Raw genomic sequence first — 22,006 nt, 5'->3', positions numbered from 1 at the left:
GACGACGGCGCTTCCCCGTCGACCAGTGTGCGCGATCCCTCAACCGGGCCAGCGCCTGCGGCGGCACTTCCGGCGTGAACGCCCGGTAGACCAGGAGGACCACGACGGCTGCCACGACGATGCCCGTCAGGTTGACCGCGAGCTGGAGGGCCGAACCCAGGGCCTTCTCGGGCTGGCCCAGCACGAGTGCAACGGCGACGTACCCGGCCGCGGGGACGGTCGTCACCGAGATGAACACGCCGACGAGGGCCGAGGACTTGTTCCCGACGAGGGAGACCATGCCGACAGCCCCGGCGATGACCGCGACGATGAACGAGTACGGGCCGGGCTTGTAGATGAACTCGACGGCCGAGTCGGGTGCCTCCACGATCGCGGGATTGAAGAGTCTGAGCGGGACGGACACGGCTGCCGCGACCGCCACCGTCAGCATCGCCGCCGGAAAGCCGACCAGGAGCGCGAGCGCCGCCTGCCTGGCGAGCACCCAGCGCCGCTCGACGAGGGCCACCGCGACGGCGGCGAGGGGCCCGAACTCGGGGCCGACCACCATGGCGCCCACGATCGCGATCGTGGAGTCGGTGACGATCCCGATCCCGGCGAGGTTCGTGGCCGCGACGAGGAACACGAGGAACTGCCACGTCAGGCGCGAGTCCGAACCCGTGCGCTGCTTGAGCTCCTCCCAGATCACGGCATCCGAGCCGTCGCCGGGGGCGTTCGCGGAGGCCTCGTCGGCGCGGGTGCCGAGGACGGCATCGGGCGTGAAGAGGGCCACGGAGCCGGCGTCGCGCACGCCGAGGGCCTCTAGGCCCTCGAGGAGCCGCTCGACCGCCTCCCGCGCCACCTGCACCTCGATCAGATCACCGGCGGGTTCGAGGGACGCGTCCGGGAGCACGGCGACCTCCGCCACCCCCCGGTGCTCGCGGGCCACGGCGACCACGGCCTCCGTCATCCCGGAGGGGACCTGTACCCGGATCATCATCATGGCCGAGACCCTACCGCCAGCCGACCGCCAGCCCTTCACACCGCGGGGCAATGGCTTTCACAAGCTACGCACAGCGCGGCCCGGATGAATGGACGCTGAAAGGCCGGGGTATGCCTCCGGGCCGCGATAGCATGAACGTTCTGCCCACGCCCTGAGGAGGCCCTCGACCGTGATGTCCGCGCGTCCTGAGACCGTCACCGCCACGTACCAGCCCCGGCACATGGCGGCCCCCCAGGGACCCGCGCAGCGGAAGTTCCGGCCCGAGATCCAGGGCCTGCGGGCGGTCGCCTTGGGCCTCGTGGTCGCCTACCACGTGTGGCTGGGCCGGGTCTCGGGAGGCGTCGACGTCTTCCTCCTCATCTCGGCCTTCCTCATGACCGGCCAGTTCGCGGACCGCAACCGCCGCGGCGTGCGGGTGCATCTGGGCCGGCACTGGATCCACACCTTCCGCCGGCTTCTCCCCGCTGCGGCCGTCACGATCGCCGGCACCGTGTTCGCCGCGCTCGTGTTCCTCCCGGGGACGCGCTGGGCGTCGATCCTCGAGCAGGCGTGGGCGTCGCTCGCGTACGTGGAGAACTTCGTCCTCCAGCGCGACGCCGTGGACTACTACGCAGGCAACCACGCTGCCGCGAGCCCCTTCCAGCACTTCTGGTCCCTGTCCATCCAGGGCCAGGTCTTCCTGCTGTTCCCGCTCCTCTTCGTGGGGATGGCCGCAGTGTGCCGGCGCCTCCGCCTCCACTACGAGCGCGTCCTCTTCTGGCTCTTCGCCGCGGTCTTCCTCGTCTCCCTGGGCTACTCGGTGTACTTCACCGCCGTCTCGCAGTCCGAGGCCTACTTCGACACCCTCGCGCGGCTGTGGGAGTTCGCCCTCGGCGCGCTTCTGGCCCTCGTGTCCCGCCGGATCACCCTCCCGCGGCGCGCGGCCGCCGTCGCCGGCTGGGCGGGCCTCGCGTCGATCGTGGCGTGCGGGCTCGTCCTGCAGGTCGACGGCGCGTTCCCCGGCTTCGCGGCACTGTGGCCAACGCTCGCCGCGGGCGCGGTCATCCTCGCGGGGGTCGACGGCGGCCCCGCGGGCGTCCACCGGATCCTCACGATGCGCCCGCTGCAGCGGCTCGGCGACATCTCCTACGGGCTCTACCTGTGGCACTGGCCGCTGCTGGTCATGGCCCTTGCGGTGTCCGGCAAGGACCGCATGGGCTGGCTGTCGGGCAGCGCGGTGGTGCTCGCGGCGGCCGTGCTCGGCTACCTCACCACGCGGTTCGTGGACCGCCCCTGGCGTGCCTGGCCGTGGCCGGAGTCGAGCCGCCGGCGCGGACTGGTCGCAGTCGCGGCGTGCGCCGCCGTCGTCGCTGTCCCCGTGGCGAGCGTCCAGGTGTCCCTCCAGGCGGCCAACTACAAGGCGCTCGCGAACGCCTCCCGGGACAACCCGGGTGCCGCCGCGCTCGTGCCCGGCTACGCGGGGCGTCCGGACCCGTCGGCGAGCCTGCTGCCGCTGGCCTCGACGGTGAGCCAGGACTGGGCGCACCTGCCCGAGCCGTGCTCCGCGGACCTCGGCCTGCCGTCCGAGCTCGCGCACGTGTGCACGCAGTCGAGCCCCGCCGATCCGGCGGCGATCACCAAGAACGTGCTGGTGCTGGGGAACTCCCACTCCCAGCAGTGGCTCGCGGCGTTCGAGCCGATCGCCGTGCAGCACAGCTGGCGGCTCTACCAGCTGGCCAAGGGCGGCTGCTTCTACGATCCGGAGGCCGTCGTGGACTGGGACGAGTGCAACGACTACAACAAGGTCGTCGCCGAGCACCTCGCGGCGAACCCGCCGGACGCGGTGGTGCTGGTCGGCACGGTGGCGGCGCCCTCGTCGCCGGAGGAGACGCTCACCCCCGGCCTCGAGCGGCTCGTCGAGGGCTTCCTCGCCCGGGGCATCCAGGTGGTGGCGATGCGGGACAACCCGCGCTTCACGTTCAACATGGCCGACTGCGTCTCCCAGCACGGCGCCGACGCCCTCGCCTGCCGGCCGCTGGCCTCGGCGGTGCTTGCGCAGCAGGACCCGCTCGTGCCGTTCGCCCAGATGTTCCAAGAGGGCTTCTTCCCCATCGACATGACCGACTACCTCTGCCCAGCAGGCGACTGCCGCGGCGCGATCGGGAACGTCTTCGTGTACCTGGACGACAACCACCTGACCAGCACGTACGCGGCGTCCATGTCGCCCATGCTCGAGCAGCGGCTGTTCGAAGCCACCGGCTGGTGACGCCCGGCGACGGGTGTGGGCTTGGTCACCGGCGCCCCGGGACGGAATACCTCGGGGCCCGGCGGAAGTTTAGGATAGAAGCAACCCGCAGCAGACCAGACCCGTAAGCACTGGCTGGTCATCAGCGCATCCCGTCTCACCATGCCCACCCGGCACACGGCCAAGGAGCACTCATGACCACGTCCCCCGAGCACGATCCCTTCGGCTTCCTCGGACTGACCTACGACGACGTCCTGCTGCTGCCCGGCCCCACGGACGTCATCCCGTCCGAGGCCGACACCTCCACGCGCCTCACGCGGCGCATCCGCCTGGGCATCCCGATCCTCTCCGCCGCCATGGACACCGTCACCGAGGCCCGCATGGCGATCAGCCTCGCCCGTCAGGGCGGCATCGGCATCCTGCACCGGAACCTGTCCATCCAGGACCAGGCGGACCAGGTGGACCAGGTCAAGCGCAGCGAGTCCGGCATGATCACCAAGCCCGTCACCGTGGGCCCCGAGGCGACGCTCAAGGAGCTCGACGACCTCTGCGCCCACTACCGCGTCTCCGGGCTGCCCGTCGTCGACGAGAACCGCAAGCTGCTGGGCATCATCACCAACCGCGACACGCGGTTCATTCCCGGCGACCAGTTCGCGACCCGCAAGGTGCACGAGGTCATGACGCCGATGCCGCTGATCACGGCCAAGGTCGGAGTGGCCCGCGAGGAGGTCATCGGCCTCCTCGGCAAGCACCGGATCGAGAAGCTGCCCCTCGTGGACGAGATGGGCATCCTCCAGGGCCTCATCACCGTGAAGGACTTCGAGAAGGCAGACCAGTACCCGAACGCCACGAAGGACGACTCCGGCCGCCTCCGCGTCGGCGCAGCGGTCGGCTTCTTCGGCGACGGCTACGAGCGGGCCATGGCGCTCGTCGAGGCGGGCGTGGACGTGCTCGTCGTCGACACCGCCAACGGCCACTCGCAGGGCGTGCTGGACATGATCGCGCGCCTCAAGAAGGACCCCGCGGCCGCCCACGTCGACGTGATCGGCGGCCAGGCCGCGACCCGCGAGGGCGCTCAGGCGCTCATCGATGCCGGCGCGGACGCGATCAAGGTCGGCGTGGGCCCCGGTTCGATCTGCACCACGCGCGTGGTCGCCGGCGTCGGCGTCCCGCAGATCACCGCGATCTACGAGTCGTCCAAGGCCGCGATCCCGGCGGGCGTGCCCCTCATCGCGGACGGCGGCCTCCAGCACTCGGGCGACATCGGCAAGGCCATCGTGGCCGGCGCGGACGCCGTGATGCTCGGCTCGCTCCTGGCCGGCACCGCCGAGGCCCCCGGCGACCTCGTGTTCATGAACGGCAAGCAGTTCAAGTCCTACCGCGGCATGGGCTCGCTCGGGGCGATGCAGACCCGCGGCAAGAACACGTCCTACTCGAAGGACCGCTACTTCCAGGCCGACGTGCCCAGCGACGAGAAGCTCATCCCCGAGGGCATCGAGGGCCAGGTGCCCTACCGCGGCCCGCTCTCCGCGGTCGCCCACCAGCTCATCGGCGGCCTGCGCCAGACCATGTTCTACGTGGGCGCCCACACCGTCGACGAGCTCAAGGCGAAGGGCAAGTTCGTGCGGATCACGGCGGCCGGCCTCAAGGAGAGCCACCCGCACGACATCATGATGACCGTCGAGGCCCCCAACTACCGCCGGTAGCCGCACCAGACGCACGACGGCGCCCCCTCCTGGGTGGGAGGGGGCGCCGTCGTGCGTGGGTCGGGTCAGGGTCAGGGGAGGGTGAGGCCGTTCCAGCCCCAGCCGACTTGGCTGCGGCTGAGCCAGCCGCCGGTGCCGTTGCCGGGGTAGAGGTAGAGGCCTCCGGAGGCGGTGTCGCGGGCGAGGAGGTCGTTCTTGCCGTCGCCGTTGAAGTCGCCGATGCCGAGGATGGCGTTCATGACGCCCCAGCCGGAGCCGACCTGGGTTCGGGTGCCGAAGCCTCCGGTTCCGGTGCCGGGGTAGAGCCAGAGGGCGCCGGTGGTGTCGCGGGCGAGGAGGTCAGTCTTGCCGTCGCCGTTGAAGTCCCCGGTGCTGGTGATGGCGTTCATGGTGTCCCAGCCCCAGCCGACCTGGGTGCGGGTGCCGAAGCCTCCGGTTCCGGTGCCGGGGTAGAGCCAGAGGGCGCCGGTAGTGTCGCGGGCGACGAGGTCGCTCCTGCCGTCGCCGTCGAAGTCGCCGACGCCGATGATGGCGTTCATGCCGTTCCAACCGGTACCGACCTGGACGCGGCTCTTGAAAGCGCCGGTGCCGTTGCCGGGGTAGAGCCAGAGGGTGCCGTTGGTGTCGCGGGCGACGAGGTCGCTGATGCCGTCGCCGTCGAGGTCGCGGGTGGCGGTGATCAAGGACAGGCCGGTCCAGGTGCCGGAGCTCAGGCGGGTAAGCCAGCCGCCGCTGCCGTTGCCGGGGTAGATGTAGCCGTTGCCGCTGGAGTCGATCGCCACGACGTCGTTCTTGCCGTCCTTGGTGTAGTCCTTCCACGGGACCACCGCGGGGACGTTGGGTGCGGGAACGGGGCCGTTGATCAGGGCCATGGTGGCCGTCGCGTCGGAGAGCCCTGCGCCGCAGCCGAGCGGGCAGCCGCCCGGCAGGGGGCGCGTCCCCTGCTTGAGCGTCGCCTTGACCTGGGCCGGGGTGAGCGAGGCGTTGGCCGACTTCAGGAGCGCCGCGAGGCCGGCGACGTGCGGGGCGGCCATCGAGGTCCCCTGGTAGAACACGTAGGCGGGGTCCGCGGGGACCGTCTTGCCCGTGTTGAGGGTCGAGAGGATCCCGCCGCCGGAGACGCGCACATCGCCGCCCGGCGCGGTGAGGTCCACGGCCGGGCCGTAGTTCGAGTAGTAGGCGAGGCCGCCGCTCGGGTTGCTCGCCGCGACGGCGACCACGTTCGAGCAGTTGGCGGGGCGTACGTTCGACGCATCCTGCGCCTCGTTCCCGGCGGCGACGACGACGGTCGTGCCCCGGTTCACCGCGGCGTCGATCGCGTTCTGGTAGGTGGCCCCGCACGTCCCGGCGCCGCCGAGGCTCATGTTGATGACGTCGGCGGGGAAGGGATTCGGCGGCACGCCGAACACGTCCCCTCCCGCCGCCCACACGATCGCGTCGGCGATGTCCGAGAGCATGCCCCCGCATTTGCCGAGCACGCGCACCGGCTCCACGCGCGCGTTCGGGGCAACCCCGGCAACCCCGGTCGAGTTGCCCGTCACCGCTGCGACCGTCCCCGCCACGTGGGTGCCGTGCCAGGAGGAGTTGGCCGCCTGGGTTCCGCCGCATTCCCCGGCCGCGTACCAGTCGCCCTCGTCCCGCGGGAAGGGATCGCGGCCGTCGCTGTCGCGGGCGGTGGCGGGATCCGAGATGAAGTCGTAGCCGGGGAGGACGTTCGCGTCGAGGTCCGGATGGGCGGTGATGCCCGTGTCGAGGACGGCCACGACGGCGCCGGTCCCGGTCGAGACGTCCCATGCGCCGGGGATGCGCATCCCGTTGGCAGCGGTGAAGTCCCACTGCTGCGGGTAGCCGGGGTCGTTGGGGGTGAGGCTCGCCGTCATGCGGGCGTCCGGCTCGACGTACTCGATCGCGCCCGAGGCCGCCAGGTCGGTCATGAACGCGGTGGCCTCGCCGTCGTCGAGCGTCCTGTCCACCGCGATGAGGGTCGCGCCCGTCGCGAGCGTGCGGACCTCGCGGGGACTGATCCCCAGCCGCTGGGCCGCGCGGCCCCAGGCCTTGGCCCGCTCGCTCGCGCTGGCACTCGGGGGGCCGGGCCTGTACTGGGCGATGAACTGCGAGTAGCGCTGCCCCGGGAGGGCGTTCTGGACGCTGGCCGCCGGCGCGGACGACGGCGGGGGCGTGCCTCCCGCGTCCGGCGCGGCCGTCGCCGGGGCGGCCGAGAGGGCGCTGGCTGCGGCGAGTGCTGCGGCCGCGATCGCGACCTGGATTCGACGTGCGATGTTCCCCATGGCTCTCCTCGTGGTGGTGGCCTCGGAACAGCAGACCACACTACGCACCCTGTCACATTCTGTAAATGGCTCTTCGCCTTCTGTCATCCTGCGCGGCCGCATGCCTCGACGCGGCGCGGGACGCGGCCGGGACCGGGGCTGGGCGGGCCGCTCACGTAAGCTAGGGCCGTGACTTACGAGATCGAGATCGGCCGCGGCAAGCGCGGGCGCCGTGCCTATTCCCTCGACGACATTGCGATCGTCGCGAACCGCCGGACCCGCGACCCCCAGGACGTGTCCGTCTCGTGGCAGATCGACGCGTACCGCTTCGAGATGCCGGTGATCGCCGCTCCGATGGACTCCGTCATGTCGCCGGCCTCCGCCATCACGATGGGCAAGCTCGGCGGCCTCGGCGTGCTCGACCTCGAGGGGCTGTGGACCCGCTACGAGGACCCGCAGCCTGTGCTCGAGGAGATCGCGGGCCTGAGGGGAGAGCCCGCGGGCTCGGCCGTCACGCGCCGCCTCCAGGAGATCTACACCCAGCCCGTGAACCCGGAGCTCATCACGGCGCGGCTGGCAGAGATCCGCGCTTCCGGCGTCACGGTCGCCGGCGCCCTCACGCCGTCGGGCACCGTCCAGCACTACAAGACCGTCCTCGCCGCCGGCGTCGACCTCTTCGTGATCCGCGGCACGACCGTCTCGGCGGAGCACGTCTCCAAGAACCAGGAGCCGCTGAACCTCAAGAAGTTCATCTATGAGCTCGACGTCCCCGTGATCGTCGGCGGCGCCGCCGGCTACACCCCGGCCCTGCACCTCATGCGCACCGGCGCCGCGGGTGTCCTGGTCGGCTTCGGGGGAGGCGCGACGACGACGACCCGCCGCGCGCTCGGCATCCACTCGCCGCTCGCCTCGGCGATCAGCGATGCCGCCGCCGCGCGGCGCGACTACATGGACGAGTCCGGCGGCCGCTACGTGCACGTGATCGCCGACGGCGGGATGGGCACCTCGGGCGACATCGTCAAGGCCATTGCGATGGGGGCGGACGCCGTCATGCTCGGCTCCGCGCTCGCCCGCGCCGAGGAGGCGCCCGGCCGCGGATGGCACTGGGGCGCGGAGGCGCACCACCTCGAGACGCCGCGCGGCGAGCGCGTCAACGTCGGCACGGTCGGGCCCATGGAGGAAGTCCTCTTCGGTCCCGGCCACCACACCGACGGCACGAGCAACCTCATCGGCATGCTCCGCCGCGCCATGGCCACCACGGGGTACTCGGACCTCAAGGAGTTCCAGCGGGTCGACGTCGTCGTCTCGCCGCACTCCGGGAGCTGATGGACCCGACCACGCGAACCAGGGGGCACCGACCATGACAGGACAGCTCAGCCCGGAATACCGCGACGCCTCGCTCGCCCGTCTGCGGGAGAGCGTCGAGCCCGGCAAGGAACTCGATGTCCTGATCGTCGGCGGCGGGATCGTCGGTGCCGGCGCCGCCCTCGACGCCGCGACCCGGGGGCTCGAGGTCGGGATCGTCGAGCAGCGCGACTGGTCCTCGGGGACGTCGTCGCGCTCGTCGAAGCTCATCCACGGCGGCCTGCGCTACCTCGAGATGCTCGACTTCGGGCTCGTGCAGGAGGCCCTCCAGGAGCGCAGCCTGCTGCTGACCCGCATCGCGCCGCACCTGGTCCGCCCGGTGCCGTTCCTGTACCCGCTCACGCACCGCTTCTGGGAGCGCCCCTACGTCGGCATGGGGATGCTCCTCTACGACACGCTCGGCCTCACGGGCGGCCGCTCGAACGGGGTCCCGGTCCACAAGCACCTGTTCCGGCGCGGCACCCTGCGCGCGGCTCCGAGCCTGCGCGACGACGTGATGATCGGCTCCGTGCGCTACTACGACGCGCAAGTCGACGACGCCCGCATGGTCGTGAACGTCGTGCGCACCGCGGCGCACTACGGCGCCCACGCCGCGAACCGGCTCGCCGTCGTCGACTTCCTCCACGAGGGCGAGCACGTGGTCGGGGCCCGCGTGAAGAACCAGGAGGACGGCACGGAGTTCGCCATCCGGGCCAAGCAGGTCATCAACGCCACCGGGGTGTGGACCGACGAGACGCAGGCCCTCGTGACCGACCGGGGCCAGCTCAAGGTCCGGGCGTCCAAGGGCATCCACCTCGTCGTCCCGCGCGACCGCTTTCAGTCCACCGTCGGGCTCATCCTGCGCACCGAGAAGTCGGTGCTGTTCGTCATCCCGTGGGGCCGCCACTGGATCATCGGCACCACCGACACCGACTGGAGGCTCGACAAGGCCCACCCGGCGGCGTCGAGCAAGGACATCGACTACCTCCTCGAGCGGGTGAACAAGGTCCTCAAGCGGCCCCTCACCCGGGAAGACGTCGAGGGCGTGTACGCGGGACTCCGGCCGCTCCTCGCCGGCGAGAACGACTCCACTGCAAAGCTCTCCCGCGAGCACGTCGTCGCCCATCCCGTGCCGGGCCTCGTCGTCGTAGCCGGCGGCAAGTTCACCACCTACCGGGTCATGGCCCGGGACGCGGTGGACGAGGCCACCCGAGCCATGGACGAGCGGGTCCCCGCCAGCTGCACCGACCGCATCCCGCTCCTCGGCGCGGACGGCTTCCGCGCCGTCTGGAACCGCCGCCAGCGGCTCGCCGACCGCTCCGGCGTCCACGTCGCGAGGGTCGAGCACCTCCTGAACCGTTACGGGTCGCTCGCGGGGGAGGTCCTGGACCTCATCAAGGCCCGGCCCGAGCTCGCCGAGCCGCTTCCGGGGGCCGACGACTACCTCGGCGCCGAGGTCGTGTACGCCACCACCCACGAGGGTGCCCGGCACGTCCACGACGTCCTGACCCGCCGCACGCGGATCGCCATCGAGGCCTGGGACCGGGGCGTCTCCGCCGTCCCGGTCGTCGCCGACCTCATGGCGCCGCTGCTCGGCTGGAGCCATGTCCAGCGGGACAACGAGGTGGCCCACTACCTCGCGCGAGTCCGCGCTGAACGACTGAGCCAGCAGCAGCCGGACGACGAGTCCGCCGACGCCGCCCGGATGGGGGTCGACGACATCCTCCCGGTAAAGTAGGCCCATGCCCCAAGGACCGTTCGACCGCTATGACGCCCAGCTCACCACGCCGGGCCTGGTCATCCTCGAAATGGTCGCGGAGGACCGGGTGGACGCGGCCCGCCAGCTGGCAGGCAGGCTGCACGCCGAAGGGCGGATCGACGACCTCGACGCGTTCCTGGCCGACGTCAGCGCGCGCGAGCACCAGCTCGCCACCGGCCTCCCGGGAGGGATCGGCCTGCCCCATGCCCGGAGCCAGCACGTCACCATGCCCTCCATCGCGGTCGGGGTGACGAAGTACGGGCACGCCCTCGACTTCGGTGCCCTCGACGGCCCCGCCAACGTGGTCCTCCTCATCGCCACGCCCGCCGCGTCCTTCTCCGCGCACCTGGAGGTCCTCGCGGACCTCGCCCGCTCGCTGTCCAAGGAGGGCTACCGCGAGTCCCTCCGGCGGGCGAACGACGCGGACATCATCTCCGAGCTGATCAACTCCTCGCTCGTCTTCGCCGACCACTAGGGGATCCCCCGGGCCGGGGCCATTTGGGTTTTCTACAGCTTGTCGGAGTACCGTTAATGGGTGCTCCGTACCGCCCTCAAGCCCAAGTGGATCGCGGCCCTTGTGGGAGCGCTCCTCGTCTCGTGGGTTTTTGTGGCCCTGAGCCAGTGGCAGTTCTCCCGTTCCGTGTCGGAGGCGCCGCCGGCCGTGTCGACGACGGAGGAGACGCGCCCGCTCACCGGCGTCCTCGACCCCGGGCAGTTCTTCCCCGCCACCGCCGCGGACCAGATGGTCACCGCGACCGGATCCTTCGACGCGTCCCGCCAGGTCCTCGTACGGGACCGGCTGCAGGACGGCCGCAAGGGATGGTGGGTCGTGAGCGCGTTCACGGTCGACGGCGCGCCCCAGGTCGGGGGCGAGGGCGGCACTGTCATCCCGGTGGCCCGCGGCTGGATTGCCTCCCCCGAGCAGGCGGGCCCGCCGCCGTCGGGCGCGGTGCGCCTCACCGGGAGGCTCCTGCCCTCGGAGGCTCCCAAACCGGTCCAGGATGCGTTCGACGGCGAGGTCGGCGCCCTCTCGGTGGCCCAGCTCATCAACCTGTGGGACGTGCCCAGCTACCCGGGCTTCGTGACCGCCACCGAGACCGTTGCGGCGTCCGACGGGCATCCTCTGCCCGTGCAGGGCAGCCTCGAGCCGCTCTCGGTGGCCGCCCAGCCGGTCGAGCAGCCGGTGAACTGGCTCAACATCTTCTACGCCGTCGAGTGGGTCGTGTTCGCAGGCTTCGCCCTCTTCCTGTGGTGGCGCCTCGTGCGGGACGACTACGAGCGGACCCAGGACGCCCTCGCCGATGCGCGGGCAGACGCAGAGTCGGAGGGAAGCCCCCAGCCGACCGAGACCGGAGGAACACCGTGATCGAACCCAAGCCCGCGACCGGCGGCACCACAGGGCAACGCCGCTTCGGCGGAACCGTCGCCCAGATCCGCTCGGCCCTGAAGTTCTACCGCGTGCTCGCCTACGCGACGGGCACGATGCTGCTCCTGCTGTGCGCCGAGATGATCGCCCGCTACGGCTTCGGGAAGTTCCTCTACGCCGGCGGCACCGACGCGTTCACCGGCGCGCCCTTCGGCTTCGGATTCGCGGACGCCGAGCCGGCCGGGGTCCTCGGCGGCCTGAACGTGTCGCTCGCGATCCTCATCGTCCACGGCTGGATGTACGTCGTGTACATCATCTCGAACTTCCGCCTCTGGTCGCTCATGCGCTGGCCGTTCGGCCGCTTCGTGCTCATGGCGCTCGGCGGCGTTGTGCCGTTCCTGAGCTTCTTCGTCGAGAAGCGCATGCACGCCGAGGCCGAGCGCGAGCTCGAGGCGCACCCGGACGCCGGCCAGCGCTACTGACGATCGCGGTGCGTCAGGCCCCCTGCGGGGATGAGACGCAGGCCACCGCGGCCACGGGCGGGCGCGGGTGTTCCGCTACCCTAGATAGGGTGACTACAGCTTCCCAGACCTCGGCGGAATCGCACCCGGTGCAGACCGCCCACAGGCCGGTGCTGGTGGTGGACTACGGGGCCCAGTACGCGCAGCTCATCGCGCGCCGCGTGCGCGAGGCCAACGTGTATTCGGAGATCGTCCCGCACACGCTGACCACCGAGCAGATCCTGGCCAAGAATCCCGCCGCCATCATCCTCTCCGGGGGACCCTCGAGCGTCTACGCCGAGGGCGCCCCGCGCGTCGGGGCAGACCTCTTCGAGGGCGGCGTGCCGGTCTTCGGCATCTGCTACGGGTTCCAGGCCATGGCCAACGCCCTCGGCGGCACCGTGGCGCAGACGGGGCTGCGCGAATACGGCTCGACCGTCGCGACCGCCGTCGGCGACCCGCATTCCCTCCTGGCCGGCATCCCGGCGGTCCAGAACACGTGGATGAGCCACGGAGACTCGGTGCACACCGCGCCTGAGGGCTTCGAGATCCTCGCCACCACCGCGGGGGCGCCCGTCGCCGCGTTCGTGAACCCCGAGAAGTCCCTCGGCGGTGTCCAGTGGCACCCCGAGGTCAAGCACTCCGAGTTCGGGCAGAAGGTCCTCGAGAACTTCCTCTTCGAGGTGGCCGGGCTCGAGCCCAACTGGACCACGGGCAACATCGTCGAGGAGCAGGTCGAGCGCATCCGCCAGCAGGTCGGCGACGCGCGCGTCATCTGCGGCCTGTCCGGCGGCGTCGACTCTGCCGTCGCCGCGGCGCTCGTCCAGCGCGCCGTCGGCGACCAGCTCACCTGCGTCTTCGTCGACCACGGCCTCCTTCGCGAGGGCGAGGCAGAGCAGGTCGAGCGCGACTTCGTCGCCGCTACGGGCGTCAACCTGTATGTCGCGAACGAGCAGGAGCGCTTCCTGTCCGCTCTCTCGGGCGTCACCGATCCGGAGCAGAAGCGCAAGATCATCGGGCGCGAGTTCATCCGTGCCTTCGAGGAGGCCGAGCGGGCGATCATCGCCGAGGCCAAGGCCTCGGGCGAGCAGATCAAGTTCCTCGTCCAGGGCACGCTCTACCCCGACGTCGTCGAGTCCGGCGGGGGCGAGGGCGCGGCCAACATCAAGAGCCACCACAACGTCGGCGGGCTCCCCGAGGACCTCCGCTTCGAGCTCGTCGAGCCGCTGCGGACCCTCTTCAAGGACGAGGTCCGTGCCGTGGGCCGCCAGCTGGGCCTGCCCGAGGAGATCGTCGGCCGCCAGCCGTTCCCGGGGCCGGGCCTCGGCATCCGCATCGTCGGAGAGGTCACGGCGGAGCGGCTCGAACTCCTCCGCAAGGCCGACGCGATCGGCCGCGCCGAGCTCACGGCCGCCGGCCTCGACAACGAGGTCTGGCAGATGCCCGTGGTCCTCCTCGCCGACGTCCGCAGCGTGGGCGTCCAGGGCGATGGCCGCACCTACGGCCACCCGATCGTGCTGCGCCCCGTCTCGAGCGAGGACGCCATGACGGCCGACTGGTCCCGGCTCCCCTTCGACCTGCTCGCGCGGATCTCGAACCGCATCACCAACGAGGTGGACGGGGTCAACCGGGTCGTGCTGGACGTCACGAGCAAGCCCCCGGGAACCATCGAATGGGAATAGGCCCCTTGGGCCGCGCGCGGCCGGCACTCCGCTTCTGGAGTGCCGGCCGTCGGTCTGTGCGCTGGCCTTCCGCCGGTTTCCGACCACGGCAGCGGCCCTGTTTCCGCAACCCTCAGCGTTGCACCGCCCGGGAGCGGGTCTTGACAGGCTAACCTCGAAGCTATGCCGAGATGGTCCACAGGCAAGCGAGCCAGCGCCCTCGCTGGCGCGGAGGAGAGCCCAGACGTGTCCGAGACGACGAATCCGGAGGCCGATGCCCGCCTCGAGGCGTGGCTGTCTGCGCTGCCCGGCGTCACCGGCCCGGACACGATGCTCTCCTACTACCCGGGCGCCGACGGAAGCATCGACCTGACGCACGCGCACGCCTCGGGGCTCGCGCAGCTCCTGGCCGGCCGCCGGACCCGACTCTCCACGCTGCTGCGGGACCGGCAGGAGTACACCCGTGCCGCCCGCGCGGCCCGCAACCTGCGGGCGAAATCGTACGAACTCGCCAACGAGCGCGGAGTGGACGCCGGCCACCTCGCCGCCGGCCTCGCGAGCTGGACGTCTGCGGTCGGCGGGCGCCCCCGCCGGGTCAGCGCACCCGTGCTGCTCGCCGCCGTCGCGCTCACCGTCCGGCCAGAGCAGGACGACTTCGAGCTCAAGCTCACCGAGCAGGCACGCCTCAACCCCGCCCTCGTGCGCCACCTCCGCTCGGTGCACCGGATGGAAGTCGACGTGGCGGCGATCGAGCGCTCGGCCTACAGCACCGCACGCCTCGACCCGCAGCCTGTCATCGAGCGCGTCCGTGCGCTCCTCCATCCCATCGCCGGCGCCCAGGTCGACCCGCGGCTCCTCGTCTCGACGTTCGCCGACCTCGAGGAGTCCCTCGAAGACCCGTCGATCACCTCGGCACACCCCGTCCTGGCTGCGCTCGCCTCCACGAATGGCTCGCTCCATCCTGCCCCGGAGCCGCTCGATGTGGACCGCTTCCCGGGACTGGACGAGCGGGACCCGGCGGACGAGTTCCTCGTCCTCGACGCCGACGAGGACCAGCAGCTCGTCGTCGACGCGGTCAGGGACGGGCAGTCGCTCGTGGTGGAGGCACCGCCCGGGACGGGGCAGACCCAGACCGCCGTGAACGCCCTCGCGGCCCTGGTCGATGCCGGCCGGTCCGTGCTGGTGGTGGCCGAACGGCGCGCGAGCCTCGCCGAGCTGCACCGCGCGTGCGAATCCCTCGGGCTCGGCTCCCTCGTGCTGCAGCTCGGGGCAACGATCACGGCAGGCCAGCTGCGCCAGCAGATCGTCCGCGCGATCGTGCGCAACGAGAAGTCGGAGAAGCCGCGGCTCGAGAACATCCACCGAGTGCTGCGCGAGCGCCGGCACCAGCTGGTCGACCACGTCGCGTCGCTCCACAACGTGCGCGAGCGCTGGGGCTGCTCGCCCTACCAGGCCATGCAGTCCCTCGCAGCCCTCACGTCCCTCCATCCCGCTCCCGCCACGACCGTGCGGCTCAAGCGCAGCGTGCTGGACAGCATCAAGGACCGGGCCGAGCTCAGCGAAAGGCTCCGCAGGGCCGCCGAGCTCGGAAGCTTCAGCCCCGATGCTGCGGAGAGCCCCTGGCACGGCGCCCGGCTGCTGACCCGGCGCGAGACGGACGACGCGCGGGAGCTCGCCGGCCGCCTGGCGGAGGACGTTCCCGCTCTGGGAGAGCGCATGGCTGCCGTGGCGGACCATGCGTCGATCCGGCTCGAGACGACGGTCGGCGGCTGGGGCGAGCAGCTCGAGCTCCTGGTCGCGGTCCGGGAGAGTCTGGACAAGTTCACCCCGGACATCTTCGACAGGCCGGTCAACGACCTGATCGCCGCCACGGCACCCTCCGCCTGGCGCAGGGAACGCGGCATCGAGGTGACCGCGATGCAGCGCTCGCGCCTCCGTCGGGTGGCGAAGGAGTACGTCCGTCCGGGCGTCCACCTGGCCGACCTCCACAGCTCGCTCATCCTCGTGCAGGCCCAACGGGAGCGCTGGGCCGCGTACGCGACGTCGCAGCGGCACCCCTCGGTGCCCTCCGGCCTCGCGGAGCTCCGGGAGGCGTACGTCGCCGCTGCCAAGGGCCTCGACCGCCTCGGCGCCGTGCTCCGCCCCACGGCGGGCGGTGGGCGCCTCCTCGAGGCCCCGGTCGAGCAGCTGAAGTCCCGGCTCACCGCCCTGGCCGAGGACTCGCCGACCCTCCAGTCGCTCCCGGAGCGGACCCTGCTCGAGGACCAGCTCCGCGAACGCGGACTCGGGGACCTGCTCGCCGACCTGTCCGAACGTGAGGCACCGGCATCCGTCGTCGCCGCCGAGCTCGAGCTGGCGTGGTGGCAGTCGGTCCTCGAGGCCATGATCAGCGGCGACGACTATCTGGCCATGTCCGACGGCGAGCAGCTCCGCAGGGCCGAGTCCGAGTTCCGGCGCGCCGACCGCGCCCACATCGCCAGCGGCAGCGCCAAGCTCAGGTGGAGGCTCGCCCGCGAGTGGGCAGACGCGATCGATCGCCACCCGCGGGAGGCAGACGCACTGAGGTCCCTGCTCAAGGACGGGCGCATCAGCCTTGCCGCACTCGAGCGCCAGTCGCCCCGGCTCCTGCGGCCGCTGGTCCCGGTCTGGACCTGCAGCCCCTATGCCCTCTCGGCCGCGCTGCCGGCCGACCACCGCTTCGACGCAGTCGTGATCCTCGACGCGGACTCCATGCCGCTCCGGGCGGCCCTCCCGGCCGTGGGGCGGGCTACCCAGGTGGTGGCCTTCGGCGACGCGCAGGTGGCCAATCCCCGTCCGTTCTCCGTGGGCGTCGAGCAGCAGCCCGGCCAGGCGCCGACGGCCCCGGTCGAGAGCGCCCTCGGAGCGCTCAAGCGCGTGCTTCCGCGGGGCGCCCTGCGCACGGTGTACCGCGGCGTCGACGAGGACCTCGGGCTCCAGCTCAGCCACCGCTTCTACAACGGTGCCCTCCGCGCGCTCCCGGATGGGCCGAGCGTGACGGGCCTCGACCGTCCGTTCGTGCTCGAGTACCTTCCCGACGGCACGGGGCTGCCCAGCGGGGAGGACGGCGGCGTCGAGTCCGTGGCGGCGGAAGTAAACAGGGTCGTCGACCTCGTCTTCGAGCACGCTTACCACCGCCCGGGAGTCTCGTTGGGCGTGGTCACGGCGAGCGCCCACCATGCTGCCCGGATCGGGGAGGCAATCCGCCTCCAGATGGCCAACCACCCCGATCTGGGGGACTTCTTCAGCGGGGGAGACGAGCCGTTCCGGGTCGTGCATGTCGACCGTGCCGGGGGGCTTGTCCGGGACCACGTCATCTTCTCGCTCGGGTTCGGCCGGACGCCCCATGGCCGGGCGATGCACCACTTCGGTCCCCTCAGCGAGCCGGGAGGCCGCCGCCGCTTCGCCCTCGCCATGAGCCGTGCGCGGCACAGCATGCACGTGCTGAGCTGCTTCCAGCCCTCCGAATTGGATGTCACCCGCCTCAGCGAGGGCGCAGTGGACTTCTACGAGTTGCTCGACCGCGAGATCGCGGGCACCACGGACCTCGGGACGAGGGCAACCCGCGCCGCAGCGAGCGCTGAGGCGCTCGGTGCGGACCCCCTCGTGACCGACCTCGGTGACCGCCTTGCGTCCCGCGGGGCCAGGGTCTGGCACCACTACGACGGTGCGGTCGACATGGCGGCGGCCATAGACCCGCTCCTGACCATGGGCCGCGACGACCACGAGGCGAGCATCCCCGTCGCCGTGGAGTCCGACGGGACAGAGCGCTACCGGCGCATGAGCGTGCGCGAGCGCACCCGGCAGAGGCCGGAACTGTTCGAGCGGCTCGGCTGGAAGCACATGACGCTGTGGACGATCGAGGTGTTCACGGACCCGAGCAGCTGTGCGGACATGATCGCGGCGGACCTCGGCCTCGAGACCCACGCCGACGAGGGCGGTTCCGCCGGTTTCCTCCTCGGGACGCCCGCCGACATCGCCTCGCGCGTCGACAGTGCCATCGAAGCGCGCACCGGCAGCGACGCCTTTGGTGCTCGCGAAGGGGAGCCCACCCCGTCCGAGGCCCACACGCGAGGCAGCCACGCCGCCGACGACACCGACCAGGCCGCGCCGCTGCACGGGGTCCAGCACGGGGCCCAGCGAGAGGAGGCCAGCGGCATGGACGCTGAAGCCAGCGAGCCGAGGCCGGACGAGCGCGAGGCCCCTGGGGAGTCCGGGAGGCCGGAGGAATCCGACGCCTCCGCCGACGCAGCGCCCGAAGCCGCCGAAGCCGCCGAGGCCGTCTCGGCCGACTCCGGAGCGGTACCCGAGGACGGTGCGCTGTCCGAGGATGAGGTCCCCGACGAGGTTGAGGCGCCGCTGCGGAGGCCCCGCGGCCAGCGCCGGGTCAGTGTTCCCGGGACGGGACCGACCTCCGCGGACGAGGACGAGACACCGGCCGAGTCCGGCCGGCGACGCGCCGACTGGTCTGCGTACCGTGAACGCGACCGCGACAGGTGGCTCAAGGAACAGCGGCCCCCACACTGGGGGTGAACTCGCGCTGGGCCTGAGGAAATCTCCGGATGCCGCCGGGCCTGTCACCTCGGGCCGGCCTCGAAGAGCACGAAGAAGACCTTCCCGCGCGTCGACGCCCCCGCGATGCGGAGGGCCTGCTCGGGCGAGGCCGCGACGACCAGGAGGCCCTCCCCCTCCCGTTGTCCCAGCCACGCCCCGGCCGCGCTTCCCGGAGCTCCGGCCCCCGTGGACAGTACCGGGACGCGCGCGGCGAGAGTCGTCCCCGCGGCGGCCTGCCCACCGGTGTCAGGGCTGAGCACGAGGTCGACGAGCTGGCCGGGGCTCAGGAGGCCTATGGAGGCGGGATCTGCGATGCGAACGGGCACTGCCGCGGTGCCCGGTGGAGTTCCCGTCAGCAGCCCCGGGCCCACGAGCGAGGCGTCGGTGATCGGCTCGCCGCGCCGCACCGGGCCAGCCATCCGCTGCCCCGAAAGCCGCGAAGGGTCCGGCTCGGCGCGCTGGGGCACGGAATCGGCCGGGAGGCGCGAGAGCGTGAGGTCAGCGGGGGAGAGGGTCGCGCCCGAGGCCAGGTCACGCGCTGCGACCGCCACGGGGACCATCGCGGCGGAGGCAGGGGTCAGCTGGTAGACGGTGGCGCCGGCCGCAAGGCACAGGAATGCCGCGGCGAGGGTCCGCCGCCGCCGGTCGACGAAGCGTCGCAGCGGACCGCGGTCGGCAGCGGCCCACGGCGTGGGTCGTGTCCTGGCCGAGCCGCGGACAGGCGCGTGGGCCCGGGGAGCGTGTGAGTGCGGAGCGCGGCCGCTACCGGAGGGGGCGGGTCGGGTCATGCACCGACGTTAGGAGCGCAGCGCTGCCCGAGGCGACCGCCCGCCGTCGTATGTGGACGACACGCCGGCCGCGGATCCTGTGGAGGAGAAGTGCGTCAGCTCGCGGCGGCGGCCGGTGCCTTGTCGGACGAGCCCGAGGACTTCTCCGAGGAGCCGGAGGAGGCCGGAACGCTGCTGCTGCCGCTGCGGGAGTCCGTGCGGTAGAAGCCGCCGCCCTTGAAGACCACACCCACACTGTTGAACTTCTTGCGGAGGGTGCCGCCGCACTCGGGGCAGACGGTCAGCGAGGCATCGCTGAACGACTGGACAGTCTCGAATGCGTGATTGCAGTCTTTGCAGGCGTAGGCGTACGTAGGCACTAGAACTCCTTCATGGGCACGGCGGAGGCCATGGACCACCGCTGCGGCGTCGTCGCGCTCATTGGCAGTCGTAGGCCTCGACTGCCAATTCTAACAGCCGGGGCGCTTGGACTATTCCGGGCGCAGTGGCTCAGGAAGGCTTCGGCCACAGAGCCCGCAGCGCCGAGGGTGTCACCGCAGAGGCGACCCTGCGGTCGAGCGCCTCGACGGGAACGGCGCCGGCCGGGAGCACCTCGCTGTCGAAGACCACGGCCGCCGTCGGCGGACGCAGGCCGAGTCCCTCGAGCCGTGCGAGGAACCGGTCGTAGTACCCGCCGCCCTGCCCGAGGCGCCGGCCTTCCGCGTCGAGAGCGGTCGCCGGGAGGAGCACGGCGGCGAGCGGCAAGCGCGCGCCGTCGCCCGCGGCGAGTTCCTCGGTCGTGAGCACCGGCCCCACAGGCTCCTGCACGGGCGCGAACCGGCTCCGTGCGAACAGGATGCCCGGCTGCCACTGGACCCACGCGAGCTGCCGTTCCGGCAGGCACACGGGCAGGAAGACGCGCAGCCCCGCGCTGTGGAGCCGCTCCAGGAGCGGCGCGGTGGGCGGCTCCGCCCCAACCCCGAGGTACGCCGTCAGCGTTCCCCCCTCGGGGACGTGGGCGAGAGCCCATTCGAGCCCGTGCGCCGCGAGCGATTCGCCAGCGGCGGCACGGCGTTCCGGATCCGCTGCGCGGCGCTCGGCCCAGATGGCTGAGCGCAGGGCGGACTTCTCCTCTGCGGCCTGCATGCCCCGACTCTAATCGAGAGTCGTATAGAGTGTCAGCGTGTCTACAAGCTCTGCCGTGAAGAAAGCCGTCATCCCCGTGGCCGGCCTCGGCACCCGCTTCCTGCCGGTGACGAAGGCGATGCCGAAGGAGATGCTGCCTGTCGTCGACAAGCCCGCGATCCAGTACGTGGTCGAGGAGGCTGTCGGAGTCGGCATCGAGGACATCCTGATGATCACGGGGCGCAACAAGCGTGCCCTCGAGGATCACTTCGACCGTGTGCCCTCGCTCGAGGCGACACTCGAGGCCAAGGGCGACAGCAAGAAGCTCGCGGCGATCCAGCAGTCGAACAACCTCGGCGACATCCACTACGTCCGCCAGGGCGACCCGAAGGGACTCGGCCACGCGGTGCTGTGCGCCGAACGCCACGTCGGCAAGGAGCCCTTCGCGGTGCTGCTCGGCGACGACCTCATCGACGAGCGCGACGAACTCCTCGCAGAGATGATCCGCGTCCAGCAGGCCACCGGTGGGTCCGTCGTGGCCCTCATGGAGGTTCCCCAGGACCAGGTCTCGGCGTACGGGTGCGCCGACGTCGAGCAGGTCGAGGGCGAGGACTACGTCCGCGTCCACGGCCTCGTCGAGAAGCCCGCGCCGGAGGACGCTCCGAGCAATCTCGCAATCATCGGCCGCTACGTGCTGCACCCCGCCGTCTTCGAGGTGCTCCACCACACGGAGCCCGGGCGCGGCGGGGAGATCCAGCTCACGGACGCACTCCAGACCCTCGCCCGGCGCGAGGGCGAGGGCGGTGGCGTGTACGGGGTGGTGTTCCGCGGGCGGCGCTACGACACCGGAGACAAGCTCTCCTACCTCAAGGCCGTGGTGACCCTGGCGTGCGGGCGGGACGAATTCGGCTCGGAACTGCGCTCGTGGCTCAAGGGATTCGTGGCGGACGGGGCGGACCAGCCCACCGCGACGTCCTGACCGGCCGATGTGGGGTTCGGGCCTGTGGCCCGTGACGCTCCGCAGCGGCGACCTCGCACTCAGGCCCCTGCGTCAGGCAGACAGGTCGGAGTGGATGGCGCTGCGGGGCCGCAACAAGGAGTGGCTCGCGCCGTGGGAGGCGTCGAATCCGCAGCCTGAGGGGGGCCTGCCGACCTTCCGTGAGATGGTCCGCTCCCTGACCCATCAGGCCCGCGAAGGTTCTGCCCTTCCCTTCGTCATCACACTGGACGAGCCGCGTGCCCGGCGAGCTCCCATCGTCGGCCAGCTGACCGTGTCCTCGATCGTGTGGGGCTCGGCGCTCACCGCGACGCTGGGCTACTGGGTCGACAAGGGCCACGCAGGGCGGGGAATCGCGCCGACCTCCGTGGCGCTCGCCACGGACTACTGCTTCGATGAGCTCGGGCTGCACCGCATGGAGATCAACATCCGGCCCGAGAACGCGGCCAGCCTCCGGGTCGTGGAGAAGCTGGGGTTCCGCTACGAGGGACTCCGTCCGCGGTTCCTCCACATCAACGGCGCCTGGGCCGACCACGAATCCTTCGCCCTGACGGTCGAGGAAGTCCCGCCGGGCGGCCTCCTCGGCCGGTGGCTGGCCTCCCGCGGCTGACCGACGCACGACGGCGCGTGCCCCCCGTCACGCCGGATCGCGGCGGCACGCCCCGGGGCGCCCCCGGCCGACTGCGGTTCTCGCGACACACCGAAGGTAATCCGGCACCGGCCCCGAGGATACTCCTAC

16 protein-coding genes are annotated in these 22,006 nt (G+C 71.7%); 11 read left to right on the top strand and 5 right to left on the bottom strand.

Annotated elements, in window-relative coordinates; genetic code table 11:
- Positions 1-979, bottom strand: a 979-nt coding sequence (locus ABD298_RS05830; protein ID WP_344298702.1) for a DUF389 domain-containing protein, incomplete at its 3' end; no start/stop codon positions are given.
- Positions 980-1,151: 172 nt separating this feature from the next.
- Here ABD298_RS05830 and ABD298_RS05825 point away from each other — a divergent pair.
- Together ABD298_RS05825 and guaB are read left to right on the top strand one after the other, a co-directional pair.
- Entirely contained in the window at positions 1,152-3,224 is a 2,073-nt protein-coding gene (locus tag ABD298_RS05825; RefSeq protein ID WP_344298701.1) for an acyltransferase family protein, read from the top strand.
- Between the two features lie 173 nt (positions 3,225-3,397).
- The gene (guaB, locus tag ABD298_RS05820; protein ID WP_344298700.1) at positions 3,398-4,909 is read left to right on the top strand and encodes an IMP dehydrogenase; all 1,512 of its coding nucleotides are present in this window, start codon (positions 3,398-3,400) and stop codon (positions 4,907-4,909) included.
- Positions 4,910-4,980: 71 nt separating this feature from the next.
- On the opposite strand, the gene ABD298_RS05815 is transcribed toward guaB, so the two are convergent.
- The gene (locus tag ABD298_RS05815; RefSeq protein ID WP_344298699.1) at positions 4,981-7,197 is read right to left on the bottom strand and encodes a S8 family serine peptidase; all 2,217 of its coding nucleotides are present in this window, start codon (positions 7,195-7,197) and stop codon (positions 4,981-4,983) included.
- Positions 7,198-7,365: 168 nt separating this feature from the next.
- Here ABD298_RS05815 and ABD298_RS05810 point away from each other — a divergent pair, with 168 nt between their 5' ends.
- The 7 genes from ABD298_RS05810 to ABD298_RS05780 all read left to right on the top strand — a co-directional run bounded on the left by ABD298_RS05810 (position 7,366) and on the right by ABD298_RS05780 (position 18,357).
- On the top strand, positions 7,366-8,502 hold the full coding sequence (locus ABD298_RS05810; protein WP_344298698.1) for a GuaB3 family IMP dehydrogenase-related protein: 1,137 nt from the start codon (positions 7,366-7,368) through the stop codon (positions 8,500-8,502).
- Between the two features lie 34 nt (positions 8,503-8,536).
- Positions 8,537-10,258: a glycerol-3-phosphate dehydrogenase/oxidase gene (locus ABD298_RS05805; RefSeq protein WP_344298697.1), complete on the top strand. Its 1,722-nt coding sequence runs from the start codon at positions 8,537-8,539 to the stop codon at positions 10,256-10,258.
- 4 nt (positions 10,259-10,262) lie between these two features.
- A complete protein-coding gene (locus ABD298_RS05800) occupies positions 10,263-10,754 on the top strand; it encodes a PTS sugar transporter subunit IIA (RefSeq protein ID WP_344298696.1) in 492 nt (163 codons plus the stop codon).
- Between the two features lie 60 nt (positions 10,755-10,814).
- Complete coding sequence (locus ABD298_RS05795) at positions 10,815-11,645, top strand: SURF1 family protein (RefSeq protein WP_344298695.1); 831 nt, start codon at positions 10,815-10,817, stop codon at positions 11,643-11,645.
- A complete protein-coding gene (locus ABD298_RS05790) occupies positions 11,642-12,127 on the top strand; it encodes a DUF3817 domain-containing protein (RefSeq protein ID WP_208709655.1) in 486 nt (161 codons plus the stop codon). The genes ABD298_RS05795 and ABD298_RS05790 overlap by 4 nt, the downstream gene beginning before the upstream one ends.
- Positions 12,128-12,276: 149 nt before the next feature.
- Positions 12,277-13,827 (top strand): glutamine-hydrolyzing GMP synthase, encoded by a 1,551-nt coding sequence (gene guaA / locus ABD298_RS05785; RefSeq protein ID WP_344299057.1) that lies wholly within the window; start codon positions 12,277-12,279, stop codon positions 13,825-13,827.
- Positions 13,828-13,989: 162 nt separating this feature from the next.
- On the top strand, positions 13,990-18,357 hold the full coding sequence (locus tag ABD298_RS05780) for a DUF4011 domain-containing protein (protein WP_344298694.1): 4,368 nt from the start codon (positions 13,990-13,992) through the stop codon (positions 18,355-18,357).
- Between the two features lie 44 nt (positions 18,358-18,401).
- Here the strand turns inward: ABD298_RS05780 and cpaB are convergent, their stop codons facing one another.
- The 3 genes from cpaB to ABD298_RS05765 all read right to left on the bottom strand — a co-directional run bounded on the left by cpaB (position 18,402) and on the right by ABD298_RS05765 (position 20,291).
- Entirely contained in the window at positions 18,402-19,166 is a 765-nt protein-coding gene (gene cpaB / locus ABD298_RS05775) for a Flp pilus assembly protein CpaB (RefSeq protein WP_344298693.1), read from the bottom strand.
- Between the two features lie 95 nt (positions 19,167-19,261).
- Complete coding sequence (locus tag ABD298_RS05770) at positions 19,262-19,525, bottom strand: FmdB family zinc ribbon protein (RefSeq protein ID WP_208709649.1); 264 nt, start codon at positions 19,523-19,525, stop codon at positions 19,262-19,264.
- Between the two features lie 130 nt (positions 19,526-19,655).
- Positions 19,656-20,291: a 5-formyltetrahydrofolate cyclo-ligase gene (locus ABD298_RS05765; protein ID WP_344298692.1), complete on the bottom strand. Its 636-nt coding sequence runs from the start codon at positions 20,289-20,291 to the stop codon at positions 19,656-19,658.
- Between the two features lie 37 nt (positions 20,292-20,328).
- On the opposite strand from ABD298_RS05765, the gene galU reads away from it, so the two are divergent.
- Positions 20,329-21,249, top strand: coding sequence for a UTP--glucose-1-phosphate uridylyltransferase GalU (galU, locus tag ABD298_RS05760; protein WP_344298691.1), 921 nt, complete (start codon positions 20,329-20,331; stop codon positions 21,247-21,249).
- A gap of 7 nt (positions 21,250-21,256) precedes the next feature.
- Positions 21,257-21,877, top strand: a complete 621-nt coding sequence (locus ABD298_RS05755; protein WP_344298690.1) for a GNAT family N-acetyltransferase — start codon at positions 21,257-21,259, stop codon at positions 21,875-21,877.
- Positions 21,878-22,006 lie beyond the last annotated feature (129 nt).

Source organism: Sinomonas flava (assembly GCF_039531875.1).
GTDB lineage: Bacteria > Actinomycetota > Actinomycetes > Actinomycetales > Micrococcaceae > Sinomonas > Sinomonas flava.
Note: the sequence above shows the minus strand (reverse complement) of the source record. Positions and strands in the feature narration are given on the sequence as shown.